The 12,806-nt window shown below is 69.3% G+C and carries 10 protein-coding genes; 3 read left to right on the forward strand and 7 right to left on the reverse strand.

Annotation, left to right across the window (positions count from 1 at the left end; all coding sequences use genetic code 11):
• Nucleotides 1-13: 13 nt before the first annotated feature.
• The 3 genes from BHS09_RS29970 to dnaE all read right to left on the reverse strand — a co-directional run bounded on the left by BHS09_RS29970 (nt 14) and on the right by dnaE (nt 5,539).
• Nucleotides 14-1,051 (reverse strand): prephenate dehydrogenase/arogenate dehydrogenase family protein, encoded by a 1,038-nt coding sequence (locus BHS09_RS29970; RefSeq protein WP_140799724.1) that lies wholly within the window; start codon nt 1,049-1,051, stop codon nt 14-16.
• Nucleotides 1,052-1,132: 81 nt separating this feature from the next.
• Complete coding sequence (locus BHS09_RS29975; protein WP_140794839.1) at nt 1,133-1,960, reverse strand: crotonase/enoyl-CoA hydratase family protein; 828 nt, start codon at nt 1,958-1,960, stop codon at nt 1,133-1,135.
• Nucleotides 1,961-1,981: 21 nt separating this feature from the next.
• A complete protein-coding gene (dnaE, locus tag BHS09_RS29980; protein WP_140794840.1) occupies nt 1,982-5,539 on the reverse strand; it encodes a DNA polymerase III subunit alpha in 3,558 nt (1,185 codons plus the stop codon).
• 382 nt (nt 5,540-5,921) lie between these two features.
• Between dnaE and BHS09_RS29985 the strand changes: the two genes are divergently transcribed.
• Both BHS09_RS29985 and BHS09_RS29990 read left to right on the forward strand, forming a co-directional pair.
• A complete protein-coding gene (locus tag BHS09_RS29985; RefSeq protein ID WP_237079906.1) occupies nt 5,922-6,365 on the forward strand; it encodes a Spy/CpxP family protein refolding chaperone in 444 nt (147 codons plus the stop codon).
• 93 nt (nt 6,366-6,458) lie between these two features.
• Nucleotides 6,459-7,256, forward strand: a complete 798-nt coding sequence (locus BHS09_RS29990; protein ID WP_140794842.1) for a M14 family metallopeptidase — start codon at nt 6,459-6,461, stop codon at nt 7,254-7,256.
• 27 nt (nt 7,257-7,283) lie between these two features.
• Here the strand turns inward: BHS09_RS29990 and BHS09_RS29995 are convergent, their stop codons facing one another.
• Nucleotides 7,284-8,489 carry a substrate-binding domain-containing protein gene (locus tag BHS09_RS29995; RefSeq protein WP_140799726.1) on the reverse strand — a complete coding sequence of 402 codons (1,206 nt, stop codon included), beginning with the start codon at nt 8,487-8,489 and terminating at the stop codon, nt 7,284-7,286.
• A 169-nt stretch (nt 8,490-8,658) separates the two neighbouring features.
• Here BHS09_RS29995 and BHS09_RS30000 point away from each other — a divergent pair, with 169 nt between their 5' ends.
• Nucleotides 8,659-9,504, forward strand: coding sequence for a hypothetical protein (locus BHS09_RS30000; protein ID WP_237079907.1), 846 nt, complete (start codon nt 8,659-8,661; stop codon nt 9,502-9,504).
• Nucleotides 9,505-9,571: 67 nt separating this feature from the next.
• Here the strand turns inward: BHS09_RS30000 and BHS09_RS30005 are convergent, their stop codons facing one another.
• The 3 genes from BHS09_RS30005 to BHS09_RS30015 form a co-directional block, all read right to left on the reverse strand.
• Nucleotides 9,572-10,432 (reverse strand): WGR domain-containing protein, encoded by an 861-nt coding sequence (locus BHS09_RS30005; protein WP_140799728.1) that lies wholly within the window; start codon nt 10,430-10,432, stop codon nt 9,572-9,574.
• A 3-nt stretch (nt 10,433-10,435) separates the two neighbouring features.
• Nucleotides 10,436-11,431: an NAD-dependent epimerase/dehydratase family protein gene (locus BHS09_RS30010; protein ID WP_140799729.1), complete on the reverse strand. Its 996-nt coding sequence runs from the start codon at nt 11,429-11,431 to the stop codon at nt 10,436-10,438.
• A 77-nt stretch (nt 11,432-11,508) separates the two neighbouring features.
• Nucleotides 11,509-12,690, reverse strand: coding sequence for a GNAT family N-acetyltransferase (locus tag BHS09_RS30015; RefSeq protein ID WP_237077565.1), 1,182 nt, complete (start codon nt 12,688-12,690; stop codon nt 11,509-11,511).
• Nucleotides 12,691-12,806 lie beyond the last annotated feature (116 nt).

Below are 12,806 nucleotides of genomic sequence, written 5' to 3' on the forward strand. Positions count from 1 at the left end.
AAGCCCGCTGCGTTCAACGGGAGCGCGTGGGCACGGCACGGCGTGAGAAGCGCAGGACGGCACGGAACACGTCTTCCGTGTCGTCCGCGTCCATCCCCTGCTCCGCGGCCCACTGACGCCGGGTCTCCAGCAAGCTCGCCTCGCGCTCCGCGTCTGGCAGCGGGAGTCCATGCCCGGCCTTCAGGTGTGCCGCCTGCTGGATGAGCTGGGCGCGACGATTCAGCAGTTGCACCAGCTCTCGGTCCAACGCATCCACGCGCTCCCGGACGTCCGTCAGCCCAGGCGGCGTGGCGACAGGCTCCGGCGCGCCCGAGCGCCCTGATTCACAACCCAGGTGGAGCCGCGTGAGGGCATCCAGCAGCCGCACCCGTGCGTCCCGCGCGTAGGGATTCTCCGACTGCACGACGCCGAAGAGATGGGGCACCTCCATCCGTGCGTACTCCTCCAGGCGGGCCACGGGCTGGAAGCTGGGCGGCGCGAAGGGCAGGTCCTTTCCGGCCTCCGCCTTGAGCAGTCCGTGCGCCAGGAAGAAGGTGAGCACGTGCGTGCGCGCCATCAGCGCGTCGTGCGCATCCGGCGACAGCTCCGTCACTTCACAGCCGATGCGTTCGAACAGTACCCAGGCCTTGCGCACGGCCTCCGGGTGCAGCTCGTTCGGGCACACCACCGTGCGGCGAGGCAGGTCGCCCCTCGCCAGACTGGCCGGGCCGAACAGCGGATGCGTGCCCACCCAGGGGATGTCCCGCCCCAGCACGGAGGCCAGCACCTGCACGGGCCGCACCTTGACGCTTCCGACGTCGAGCACCGTCTGCGCGGGCGACAGGCGCGGGCGAAGCGCCTCCAGCACCGAGCGCATTCCAGACACGGGCATGGCGAGCACCACCAACTCCGCGCCCTCGACGGCCTCCGCGAGCGTCGGTGCCCTCAGCGCGTCGGGCACGTCGTCCTGGCGCGGCTCGAACACCCGATGCGAGATGCCCGCTTCCAGCAGGAGGCCAGACAGGGCACGGCCAAAGCGGCCGTACCCCAGCAGCGCGATGCTTTCCGTCATGTCGCCGGACTCCGAATCCAAGCTGTTCCTGGAATTCTCGCATCGGCAACACGCGGGACGAAAGCCCCTACGGCCGGGGGCTCAGCGCCCCTGAAAGTGAGGGGGTCGGCGTTCCACGAATGCGGAAAAGGCTTCGGCCAGGTCATGGGACTGGAGGAACGCGGAGTTCCATACCGCCACATAACGCAGGCCATCCGCGATGGATTTGTCCGCGCAGTACTCCATGACCTGCTTGGCGCCCTGGACGACAAGCGGGGCATTTTCGGAGATGCGTTTCGCGGTCGCCCGGGCCTCCTCCAGCAGGGCCTCCGGCGAGGGGAACACCTCGTTCACGAGCCCCATGCGCAAGGCACGCGCCGCGTCCACGTCGCCACCGGTGTAGGCCAGCTCACGCGTGTGGCCCTCGCCGATGATGCGAGGCAGGCGCTGGAGCGCGCCCAGGTCGGCGACGATGCCCACCTTCACCTCGCGCAGGGAGAACTTCGCGTCCTGGGAGCAGTACCGGAAATCACACGCGGCGATGAGGTCCATGCCGCCACCGATGCACCAACCGTGCACGGCGGCGATGACGGGCTTGCGACAGCGGGCCATGCCCTCGGTGGCCTGCTGCATGTCGCCAATCAGCGACAGCAGCTTCAAGCGCTCCAGGGCCAGGTTGCCGTCGCCGGTGAGCAGCGGCCCCAGGGATTCCATCATCCCCATGAGGTCCAGGCCGAAGGTGAAGTGCTTGCCCTCGCCGCGAACCAGCACGACGCGGACGGAGTCATCCGCATCCAGCGCGCGGATGGCCTCGGGCATTTCCCGCCAGAAGTCGGGCCCCATGGCGTTGCCCTTGCCGGGGCCGGTCAGCACCAGCTCGGCGACGCCTTCGTTCTTCTCGATGCGCAGCGACTTGTAGGTCCCGTCCATTCAGGCCTCCGATTCAAGACGTCAGCCGAACTCCACCACCCGCATGCCGAACAGGCGGTCCACCGCGAGCAGCAGGTCGTCATTCACCTGCACCTTGATGGACGTGTTGCCGATGAGCGCCTCGCCCTCGCCCTTGAAGAGCACACTCACCGCCACGGGCGTGGCGCCGGCGTACTTCTTCGCCAGTTCGTGCAGCTTCGCCACCCGCTCCTCCGTGAGCAGGTCCGCCGGCACGCGCAACTCCAGGCGCTTGGTGCGCTTCTCACGCACCGCCTTGAGGCTCTGGATGTCGTCGACGATGAGCTCCGGCGTCGGCGAGTCCTCGTCACGCTGGCTGATCTGCACCGTGCCGGACACCAGGATGGGGTCGTCCGACTTGAGCAGGTGCTCCCAGTTCTCGAACCCCGGCTTGGGCCCCTGCTTCGCCCACTTGCCGTCCCGGCCCATCACGTTGCGCGTGCCGTCCTTGCCCGGGAAGCACACCAGCTCGATGGAGCCGGACAAGTCCTCAATCGTCACCCACGCCATGCGCTTGCCCGTCTTCGTGGGCCGCTCGCGCAGCACCGTGACGATGCCCGCCACCGTGAGCTTGTCGTCCTTGCGCGCGCGCTGCACCGCCGTAATCGGCCGCGCGTAGCGCTTCAGCTCCTTGTCGTACTGGTGCAGCGGATGGCCGGACACGTAGAAGCCAATGGCCTCCTTCTCCAGCGACAGCCGCTCCTTCTCCGACCAGTCCTCCACCTCGACGTAGTCGTCCTTCAGCCCGCCGCCACCGCCATCCGTGGACGGGCCGGCCAACATGCCGAACAGCGAGCTCTGCCCGGCCGCCTTGTCCTTCTGGCTGGCCGAGCCGCGGTTCATCGCCTTCTCGATGGTGTCGAAAATCTGCCGGCGTGAGCGCTTCTCGAAGTCGAAGGAGCCCGCCTTCACCAGCGCTTCCATCACCTTCCGGTTCACCTTGCGGCTGTCCACGCGCTCGCAGAAGTCGAACAGGCTCTTGAAGGGGCCGTCCTTGCGCGCCTCCAGGATGGACTCGATGGCGCCCTCGCCCACGCCCTTGATGGCGCCCAGGCCGAAGCGAATCTTCCCGCTCACCGCGCCGAATTCCATGTCGGACTGATTCACGTCCGGCGGCAGCACCTCGAGGCCCGACTCGCGCGCCTCGCCGATGTGCTTCACCACCTTGTCCGTGTTGTCCTTCTCACTGGAGAGAAGGGCCGCCATGAACTCGCAGGGGAAGTGCGCCTTCAGCCAGGCCGTGTGGATGGTGACCAGGCCGTAGGCCGCCGAGTGGCTCTTGTTGAAGCCGTACTCGGCGAACTTCTCCATCAGGTCGAAGATTTCACCGGCGACCTTGAGGTCGACGTTGTTCTTCGCGCAGCCCTCGAGGAAGCCGGCCCGTTCGGCCTGCATGACCTCGGCCTTCTTCTTGCCCATGGCGCGGCGAAGCAGGTCCGCGCGGCCCAGGGTGTAGCCACCCAGGACCTGCGAAATCTGCATCACCTGCTCCTGGTACACGATGACGCCGTAGGTGTCCTTGAGCACCGGCTCCAGCGCGGGGTGCGGGTACGACACCTTCTCCCGGCCGTGCTTGCGGTTGATGAAGACGTCCACCATGCCGGAGTCCAGCGGACCCGGGCGGTAGAGCGCGCCGGCGGCGATGACGTCTTCGAAGCAGTTCGGCTTGAGCTTCACGACCATTTCCGTGAAGCCGCTGGACTCCATCTGGAAGACGCCGGCCGTGTCGCCCTTGGCCATCAGCTCCCAGGTCTTCTCGTCGTTGAGCGGGATCTCGTGCCGCGGGATGTCCTTGTCGTGGTTGCGCTTCACCAGGTCCAGCGCGTGCTGAATCACCGTGAGCGTCTTCAGACCGAGGAAGTCGAACTTCACCAGGCCGGCCGCTTCCACCTCGTCCTTGGCGAACTGGGTGATGAGCGTCTTCTCACCCGGCGGCTGGTAGACGGGCACGAACTCCCACAGCGGCTTGTCGGCAATCACCACACCCGCGGCGTGCATGCCGGGCTGGCGGTGCAGGCCCTCCAGCGCGAGCGCGATTTCGAGCACGTCCTTCGTGGTGACGGGCTTGCCTTCCACCTCACCGATGTTGGAGGGCGTCTCCATCATCTCCTTGAGGCGAGGCTCCATCTCGATGGCCTCCTTCAAGGTGATGTTGAGCACCTCCGGGACCAGCTTCGCGATGCGGTCACCTTCGCTGAAGGGCAGCGCGAACACGCGGCACACGTCGCGCAGCACGCTCTTCGCCTTCAGCGAGCCGAAGGTGATGATCTGCCCCACGTTCATCTCGCCGTACTTGCGGCCGACGTACTGGATGACCTCGTCCCGGCGGTCCTGGCAGAAGTCGATATCGAAGTCGGGCATCGACACGCGTTCCGGGTTGAGGAAGCGCTCGAACAGGAGGTTGTACGGGATGGGGTCCACGTCGGTGATGCGCAGCGCGTAGGCGACGAGGCTGCCGGCGCCGGAGCCACGGCCGGGGCCCACGGGGATGTTCATCTTCTTCGCCCAGTTGATGAAGTCCTGGACGATGAGGAAGTAGCCGCAGAACCCCATCTTCTGGATGACGCCAATCTCCAGCGCCAGCCGCGCCTGGTACTGCTCGCGGTCGATGGGATAGGTGACAGTGGCCGCCAGCTCCTTGAAGCGCTCGCGCAGGCCCTCATACGCCAGCTCCGCCATGTAGCTGTCCGGCGTGTGGCTGTCGGGCACCTTGAAGGTGGGCAGCATGGGCTTGCCCAGCTTGAGCTCCAGGTTGCACTGCTCGGCGATGCGCTGGGTGTTGTGGACCGCCTCGGGCGTGTCCTTGAAGAACTCCAGCATCTCCGTGGGACTGGTGACGTAGAGCTTGTCCGTGGAGTGCTTCATGCGCTTGCCATCCGCCAGCGTCTTGCCGCTTGCGATGCACATGAGCAGTTCGTGGGCGCGCGCGTCCTCGCGCTTGATGTAGTGCGCGTCCGCGGTGGCGCACAGCGGGATGTCCAGGTCGCGCGAGAGCTGCTTGAGGTTCTCGTTCGCCTTGTCCTGCTCCGGCATCCCGTTGGACTGCACCTCCAGGAAGAAGTGCCCCGGGTCGAAGATGTCCTTGTACTCCTGCGCCGCGCGCCGGGCGTGGTCCATGTCGCCGCGGAAGCACGCGCTGGTGACTTCACCACCCAGGCACGCGGTGAGCGCGAACAGGCCCTTGCTGTGCTCGGCGAGCACCTTCTTGTCGATGCGCGGGTGGTAGTAGAACCCGTGCATGTACGCGGTGGAGGAGAGGTAGCGCAGGTTGGCGTAGCCCTCCGCGTTCTTCGCCACCAGGATGAGGTGGTGGGAGACCTTCTCGGAGCGGTCCTCACGCCCCTTCGGTCCGGCGACGTAGGCCTCCATGCCCAGAATCGGCTTGATGCCGGCGTCCTTCGCCTTCTTGTAGAAGTCGATGGCGCCGAACATGTTGCCGTGGTCCGTCACGGCAACGCTGCTCATCCCCTTCTCCTTCACCGTCTTGATGAGGTCCTTCATCCGGATCGCCCCATCGAGGAGCGAGTAGAGGGTGTGCAGGTGGAGGTGGGTAAAGGACATAAGCGCGTTCCGCTCCTGGAGGCCGGGGTGCCGCCGAACACTAGGGCCGTGCTCCCCTGCTCGCCAGTCCAGTGTTGCCCCTGGCGGAGAAGCGCGGGCGAGGCCGGAAAATCGGCCTCTTGCGGCGTTCCGCCACGAGCGGAAGCCCTGGACGGAAGGCTAACGGCCCGCCCTTCCCACCGCCCGTCTCCGTGGAAGTCACGATGCGTCCAAGCCTCGGGCGCCGGGACGTGGCCCCTGGCCCGGTGAGCGTACGGGCGGCTTCATACTTCTTCACGCCTCGTACAAATCCCAGCAACGGCGGGCCGGCACATTGCCCACCGTCGCCGCGAGTGGTGGCGACTTCACGTGGAGCCGTCCGCGCTCCACCCAGGAGAGAGCCATGATGAAGAGGTTCGCCGTGGTCGGTTCCGCGATGCTCGCCGTCGCGCTGCTCAGCGGCTTCGCGCTGAGGGGAGGCCCCCGCTGGGGCAAGGACCCGGAGCGCGTGAAGCAGTTGGTGACGTGGAAGCTCGACGACAAGCTGGACACGCTGGACGCCACCGAGTCCCAGCGCCAGTCCATCCACGCGGTGAAGGACCGCCTGTTCTCCGACGGGGTGCAGCTGATGCAGGAGCACCGCGCGGTGCGCGAGGAGGCCTTCCAACAGCTCGCGTCGGACACGCCGGACCGGCAGAAGCTCCACGCACTGGTGGACGCGCGCATCGAGGCCATGCGCGCCTTCGCTCACCAGGCGACAGACGCCGCCCTGGAGGTCCACGGCACGCTGACGCCGCAGCAGCGCAAGGAGCTGGCCGAACAGTTCCGCGAACACGTAGGCCCGTAGTCCACGCGCACGCCACCGTGGCGGCAGGACAGGTGGGGTGTGTGCTTGCGGGAAAGGGTGGGCGGGGCGGCGGAGCACGGCTAGTTTAGGTGCGTGAATTACACCGACTACGCAAAGCGGATCCGCGCCCACGCTCAGGTCGCGGACGTCTCCGAATACGGCCGCGTGACGGAAGGGGACCAGGACTACCCCCTCTTCCGGCTCGTCGTCCCGGGAGAGCGTTGGCTGGTCATCACCTCCGGTTTCCACGGGGAGGAACCCGCCGGTCCCCTCACCCTGGCCGAGCACTTCCCGGCGGTGGCGGCGTACGCGGTGGAGCGCGGCGTGGGGCTGCGCGTCTACCCCTGCATCAACCCGTCCGGCTTCGAGGCGGGTACCCGGTATAACCGCAGCGGCGAGAAGCCCAACAACGACTTCCTCCGCTACGAAGTCGCCCCCGGGGAGTGGGTGGGCGAGCTGAACGTCGCGCGGCCCATCCTCCGCTGGGCGCTGTATGACGGCGGCCCCAAGGAGACGCGCGCGATACGCAGCGAGCTGGCGCGCTATGCCGCTCCGGCCGCCGCGCTCGACATCCATCAGGATGACTACCTGGGCGGCGCGTCGACGTACGCGTACACCTTCGGAGACAAGGCCGCCTACCGCCCGCTGGTAGAGGCCAGCGCGAAGCACGTCGCGGTGGTGCGCAGCCAGAAGGTGGACGACCACAGCGTCACCGACGCGGACGGCCTCATCGAGTACCACGACGGCAGCGTCACCGACTGGTACTCGCGCCAGGGAGTGCCCTACACGGCCGCGCTGGAGACGACGACGCCGACACCACGTGACATCTGCGACGCCGTGAATCTCATCTGGATTCGCGGCTTCATCGACCTGGTGGCGCGCGGCGGCTGACGGCGGCGCACCGGGCGAAGCGGCCGGCTACGGCGACCGCGCGTTGCCCACCCGCCGCGACCACAGCGTAAGGAGGTTGCGGACCACCGCGCCCTCGGGGACCTCCGCGCCGTCTGGCACGTCCACCTGGAGACCGCGCGCGGCCAGCGGGGGGAAGGGGCTGTCCTCGCCGGGTGACGTCAGCGGCACGGAGGCATCCGCGGGGCGGAAGCCGAAGGCCAGCGCGCGCTGCTGCACCGGCCGGCTGTGCAGATAGCGCAGCCACTCCAGCGCGGCCTCACGCTGGCGGGGCAGCACCCAGTCCCCTTCCAGCACCGCCGCCGGATGGTCGCTCCAGGACGTGAGCGTCGGATACAAGACCTTCAGCGCCCCCCAGTTCCCCGGCGGCTGGGAGAGCTGGGCGATGGCCAGGTTCTCGTACACCACGGCGATGTCGTAGCGGGCCGGGCCGAAGCGGACCATGTCCGCCATCAGCGCGCCCGTGGACTGCTCGAAGCGGCCCGTGCCCCGCTCCAACTGGCTCAGCCACGTCTGGAACCGCGGCTCCAGCAGGTCGGCCACCGTCAGTCCGCTCTGCTTGCCGTAGAACTCCAGCGACGCCAGCAGCAGCGCCTGGAGCCCGGAGTTGGAGCGCGTGGGGTCCGTGTGGCCCAGCTTCACGAAGCCCCACTCCGGCTGGCCGCCCACCGCGGGCCAGCCCTGGTCGCTGGCCACCGCGTCGTGGATGACCTTCCAGGACACCGCGCCCCCACCACTGGCGCGCTGGAGCACCTCCGCCCGGTCCTCCCACGCCACGAAGACGAGCGGCGTCTTCACCAACGGCCGCGGCGCCGCTTCGCCCTCCGAAGCGAACAGCGGCTCGCGCGTGGCGTCCGTGGCCCAGTCCGACTCCAGCATCCGCAGCACCGCGCTGTCGGCGGGGCTCCACACGGTGGGCCGCTCACGGCCTTCGAGGATGGCCTGCGCGGCCTCCAGTGAGCCCCGGCCCACCAGGTTCACCCGGATGAGCGGATGCGCCTTCTGGAAGTCCGCCGCCGCCTCCTCCACCCACGCCTTCTTCTCCGAGCTGTAGAGGAACGTGATTTCCGTCCGCACCGCGCGGGTGGACACGGGCGCCTGCGCCGCGGGACGTGCCTCCCCCGCGCCGCGCTCCGCGGCGCGCCGCGAGGACAGGTAGAGGGCCCCACCCAACGCCGTGAGCACCCCGATGATGATGAGGACCGCGGGCTTCATGTACCGGCTCGCCCTTCTGGGAACGGGTGCTCTGCGCCTGAGCAGTCTTGTAGGCAACCTCCGCGACGCCGTACAGGGGCGGCACGTCCGCCTCGGAATCCGGGCCTGACCCCGAAGCGTCCGATTTCGCACGTTTGTTTGAACACAAATGACATGTCAGAATGGGCGGATGACGGCAAACATTCGGCAGCTCGTGCTCGCGGGCCTGGGCACGGCGCTGAGCGCGTGCGCGACCAGGCCCGCTCCTCCGGTGGAGCATTATTCGCTCGGCATGTCCCGAGCGGACTACCGGGACTACAAGAAGGCGAAGGCGGACCCCTGTGCGTCCTCGGAGCCGCGGTGGCTGGCGGACGAGCTGACGACGGTGAATGGAACGATGGCCCGCTTCCTCCGGGAGACGGAGAACCTCTCCAAGCTGGACGCGCCGGACCACGCCCAGCAAATGGCGATGATGCGGGAGGCCACCGAGTCCCTTCCTCCCCTCATGGAGGTGCACCGCTACACGCTCAACCGGCTGAAGGAGTGCGGCTTCCGCAACACCGGGGCCTTCCCGGAGATTGCCCGTCGGGGCCACGAGCTGCTGACGGAGGTGGATGCCCGGCTGGAAGAAGGGCCCAAGGTGCTGGCGGAGGTGGCGCTGAAGAATGCCCGCCGGCAGTGGCGCGCGGAGACGCCCGAGCGGGAGGAGGCCGCCCGCCGCACGTGGTGCCCGCCCAATCCCCAGGTGGGGCAGCCGGACCTGTACTACGCCCGGCAGGAGGTGGACGGCCGCAAGCTGTGGCGCTTCTGCGACGGCCACGTGGTGGAGCAGCGCGCCGAGGGTGAGCCCGTGCTCGTGCAGCCCGACAACCTGACGTCGCGCATGCGCCGGCGAATCAAACCCCAGTCCTACCTGGAAGCCGCGCGCGACTACCCGACGGCGGAGATGGACCGTCAGCCCGACAGCGTCTCCTCCTCGGGCCAGGGCGCCGCCAAGAAGTCGTCCGCGCCCGTCGGCAACGGCGGCCCGGGCTAGCCCACCGTTTCCCCTGGAGCGCGAGGGGCCCGCCCACGCGCGCCCAGCAGCCAGCGACGCCGGCGCTTCACGCCTGCAGCCGAGCCAACCGGCTGGCCAGGTGCGCGTCCTTCGCGGCATCGACGGACTGCGCCCAGGTGGCCAACGAGCCACCGCTGGAGGACAGCTGCTCCTCCACGTGCGGCCGCAGATGCGTCCACCGCTTGCTCCACCCTTCCTCAGAAGGCGCGCCCGCCTGACCGGGGCGTTCCGCCAGCAGCATGCCCATGCGCAGCGCCAGCTCGGGCTGCCCCAGCGCCGACGCCTGCCGGGCCACGGTCGTCGCGGCGGGGACGGCGTCCGGCGCGGCGAGCCACACCTCGGCCGCGCGGGTGAAGGCAGCCACGTCCAGTTCGCCCAGCAACGCCAGCGCGTGCCGCAGCGGGAGCCGGCCATCCTTCCTGGGAGCGACGACGCGCTCCATCAGCGCGGTGAAGGTGCCCGCCAGCTCCGCGTGGGCCGCGGGGTCCACGCCGCCCAGGGCCCGCAGCGCGCGCTTCGCACGCCGGGCCCGCGACGTCACCTCCCAGCTCCGCCACCCCAGCCGGGCCCGGAGCGCGGCCAGGGCCTCGGCGGCGGCCTTCAGCGACTCGGGCGTGGGCGTGGCCGCGGGCACGCGACGGGGCAACTCCGCCTTCTTCGGCGCGGACGGCGGCGCGGGCGCGGCCTCGGGGGCGCCGCCCCCCGTCACCTCGCGGTACCCCTCGCGCAGCTTCTCAGCGACCTTCTTCTCGTATTCCTTCCGGGCGCCGGCTTCGTCCGCGAAAGCCTTCTCCCGCCGCTGACCGGCGGTGCCGATGCGGCCGAAGGTGACGATGAAGGTGTTGCCCTTGAGCTCCGGCTCCCAGAACTTGGAGCTGGAGCCTTCCACGAACTCGAACCTTCGCATGCCTCAGAGCATACGCGACGCCGTGCCCTGATGCTCCGCCTTCATCTCGCGGAGCCCTTCTTCACGGGAGCGGCGGCCCTCGTACCCCAGCTCCCGGCGGGCCTTGTCGTCCCGCACCGTCACCTCGCGCCCCATGAGCAGCACCTCGGTGCGGGTGAGCGGAGGCCTGCCGCCCAGGCCGAAGGTGCCCCACAGCAAGTCCCCCACCGTGGCCACCGTCGCGGCCACGCCATATGGCAGGGTGCGCTCGCCCGCGTCCACGCCCTGCGTCGCGAGCATGGCGGTGATGAAGCCTCGGAACTCCACGGGTTCCCCGTCGGTGAGGAAATAGGCCTCGCCGCCGCGGCCCTTCTCCGCCGCCAGCAGCATGCCCTCCACGCAGTTGGCCACGTGGCAGGTGGACGTCAGGTAACGGCCGCCGCCGAACCACCGGAAGCGCCCGGTCCGCACCGCCTCCTGGAACTGCGGCAGCAGCGACGTGTCACCGGCGCCCCAGATGAAGCGGGGACGCACCGCCACGGTGACGAAATCCGGGGCATTCACGCTGAGCACCCGGCGCTCCGCCTCGCCCTTGGTGGAGGGGTAGTCGCCAATGGGGCGCTCGGGCAGGGGCATCGTCTCATCCACCCGCTCCAGGGGCGAGCCATCCGCCAGCACCGCCTCCGTGCTGACGTGGACCAACCGCTTGACGCCCGCGGCGCGCGCCGCCTCCAGCACCCGCTCCGTGCCGCGCACGTTCGTCTCGTAGAACTCGCTGCGCGCGCCCCAGCCCTTCACCACCGCGGCGCAATGAAAGACGGTGTCACAGCCCTCCATGCCCGCCTTCAGCTTCTCCACGTCCGACAGGTCGCCCTCGAAGGGCTCGGCGCCGGCCTCCGTCACCGAGGCCAGCGCCGCGGCGGAGCGCGCCAGGGCCCGAGCGGGCGTCCCGCGCACCTTCAGCGCGGTGAGGAGGTGCCTTCCCACGAAGCCTGAACCACCGGTGACGAATGCCCGCATTGCCCGCACGCTCCTGGGAAGGACTGCTCGCGCTCCTAGCACTCCCGCGCCGGGCCCGATAGAGCGCCCGGCCCGGTTCAGAACATGTCGCGCAGGGAGGGCGGCGGGCCGGCGAAGAGACTGTTCGCCGCGCGCACCGAGGCATCATCGCCCTCCAGCGCGCCCATGGCCCGCAGCGACTCCGCGGACAGGTGACCGGTGTACAGCGGCGCCAACTGCCGCACGTGCAGCCGCAGACCTCCGTCGCCGCCACGGCGGACGCGCGCCTGACCGTCCGAGACCTCCAACACGAAGCGGCCCTGGTTCTCCGGAAAGAGGTCGTCCTCGACGTCCAGATGGAGGGTACCCGTGAGTCCCTCCGGCCAGCCGCGTGCCTCCAGCGCGGAGGCCACGTCCAGCACCCGCACCATCCAGTGCATGTACAGCTTCACCGAGTACGTCTGCTCGCGCAGCAGCAGGAGCAGCGGGTCGTCCACGCCGCCGTACCAGAAGGCGTCCGTGGCCAGGGAGCGGTGGTCCCCCAGGAAGCTCAGAATCCTCCGCGCCGCCGCGGGCGTATGGGCCACGACGTCAGCGAGGAACAGCTCCTGCTTGAAGTCCTTGAGCGGCCGGCGGATGACGTAGAGGTAGCCCTCCACACCGGCGCGGCCCTCCACCAGGTAGCCATGTGCCACCTCGCCGCGCATGTTGCGGACACGGCCCCATGAGAAGTCCCCACGGTCCAGCCAGCCCGGCCGGTGACGCGCGTGGCGCTGGTAGCTCAGGACGATGGCCTGCGTGTCCTTCTCCTCGATGGGCCGGAGCGACAACGTCCGCTCACTGAAGTCCAGCGATGGGACCTGGATGCGAATCTCCTGCCGCGTGCCCGCGTGCTCGTAACCCACGCGCCGGTAGAGCGGCTGCGTCGCGGGATAGAGCACCGACAGCGGGGCGCCCGTCGCGCGGGCCTCGCGCAGCAGGTGCTGCATCAGTCGCGTGGCGGTGCCGCGTCCCCGGTGGACGGGAGACACGCCCACGCCGCCCACGCCGATGACGGGCACGCTGCGCCCGCCGTACCACTGCCCCATGCGGATGAGCACGAGCGTGGCCGCCACCTCGCCGCCCTCGCGCAACAACCGCAGGTCCGGCCGCGACGCCCGCTGCACCCAGGCGGCGTTGTCGGCGGGGGACATGGCATACGACTGCATCATGATGTCCGCGACGGCGGCCATCTCACGTTCGTCTCGCGGCGGTCCGAAGTCGCCAGGCTGCGTCTCCACGCGCATCTCCGTTCACCGATGGCGCACGCAGGCGCCTCTCGGCCGCCCACATTCTCACGACGGCCCGGCCTGCCTGTCGAGCCACAATCCACGGCCAGGCAGGCCCGTGCGCCCGC

The sequence above is a fragment of the Myxococcus xanthus genome, from assembly GCF_006402735.1.
Classification (GTDB): domain Bacteria; phylum Myxococcota; class Myxococcia; order Myxococcales; family Myxococcaceae; genus Myxococcus; species Myxococcus xanthus_A.

Excerpts from the sequence above, each read along its gene's own strand:
- BHS09_RS29970 (WP_140799724.1), bottom strand. The coding sequence starts at position 1,051 with ATGACGGAAAGCATCGCGCTGCTGGGGTACGGCCGCTTTGGCCGTGCC.
- BHS09_RS29975 (WP_140794839.1), bottom strand. The coding sequence starts at position 1,960 with ATGGACGGGACCTACAAGTCGCTGCGCATCGAGAAGAACGAAGGCGTC.
- dnaE (WP_140794840.1), bottom strand. The coding sequence starts at position 5,539 with ATGTCCTTTACCCACCTCCACCTGCACACCCTCTACTCGCTCCTCGAT.
- BHS09_RS29985 (WP_237079906.1), top strand. The coding sequence starts at position 5,922 with ATGATGAAGAGGTTCGCCGTGGTCGGTTCCGCGATGCTCGCCGTCGCG.
- BHS09_RS29995 (WP_140799726.1), bottom strand. The coding sequence starts at position 8,489 with ATGAAGCCCGCGGTCCTCATCATCATCGGGGTGCTCACGGCGTTGGGT.
- BHS09_RS30000 (WP_237079907.1), top strand. The coding sequence starts at position 8,659 with ATGACGGCAAACATTCGGCAGCTCGTGCTCGCGGGCCTGGGCACGGCG.
- BHS09_RS30005 (WP_140799728.1), bottom strand. The coding sequence starts at position 10,432 with ATGCGAAGGTTCGAGTTCGTGGAAGGCTCCAGCTCCAAGTTCTGGGAG.
- BHS09_RS30010 (WP_140799729.1), bottom strand. The coding sequence starts at position 11,431 with ATGCGGGCATTCGTCACCGGTGGTTCAGGCTTCGTGGGAAGGCACCTC.